The sequence below is a fragment of the Flavobacterium microcysteis genome (assembly GCF_006385255.1).
GTDB lineage: Bacteria > Bacteroidota > Bacteroidia > Flavobacteriales > Flavobacteriaceae > Flavobacterium > Flavobacterium microcysteis.
The window spans coordinates 1-870 of sequence record NZ_VFJE01000033.1; the positions used below are offsets into that span (position 1 = coordinate 1).

Below are 870 nucleotides of genomic sequence, written 5' to 3' on the forward strand. Positions count from 1 at the left end.
ACACTGCTGAGTACACTCAGACTGTAACCGTGACTGATACGCAGGCCCCTGTATTTACAGGAACATTGCCATCAAACATCACAGCAGCTTGCGGAAATATCCCTGCTGCGGCTACGCTTACTGCAACCGATGCTTGCGGAAGCGCAACTGTAACATTCGCTGAGACAAGAACTAATGGTTCTTGTGCCGGAAACTATACCCTGACAAGAAAATGGACGGCTACTGACCTATGCGGTAATACTGCTGAACACACTCAGATTGTAACCGTGACTGATACTCAGGCTCCTGTATTTGCAGGAACATTGCCTGCTGCCAGCATAACTGCGGCTTGCGGAAATATCCCTGCTGCGGCTACGCTTACTGCGACCGATGCCTGCGGAAGCGCAACGGTAACTTTTGCCGAAACTAGAACTGACGGTGCATGTGCCGGAAACTATACCCTGACAAGAAAATGGACTGCGACTGACCTTTGCGGTAATACTGCAGTTCACACGCAAGTAGTGACCGTAACCGATACCCAGGCTCCTGTATTTACAGGAACACTGCCTGCTGCCAGTATCACTGCAGCTTGCGGAAACATCCCTGCTGCGGCTACGCTTACTGCGACCGATGCTTGCGGAAGCGCAACGGTAACATTCGCCGAGACAAGAACTGACGGTGCTTGTGCCGGAAGCTACACGCTTACAAGAAAATGGACTGCGACTGACCTTTGCGGTAACACTGCAGTTCACACGCAAGTAGTGACCGTGACCGATACTCAGGCTCCAGTATTCGCAGGAACACTGCCTGCTGCCAGCATAACTGCTTCATGCGGAAATATCCCGGCTGCGGCTACGCTTACTGCAACTGATGCTTGCGGAAGTGCAACGG

The 870-nt window shown here is 52.2% G+C and carries 1 protein-coding gene; it reads left to right on the forward strand.

Annotated elements, in window-relative coordinates; genetic code table 11:
* Positions 1–870: HYR-like domain-containing protein (locus tag FJA49_RS18335; RefSeq protein WP_449404091.1), on the forward strand; the 870-nt coding region annotated here is incomplete at both ends.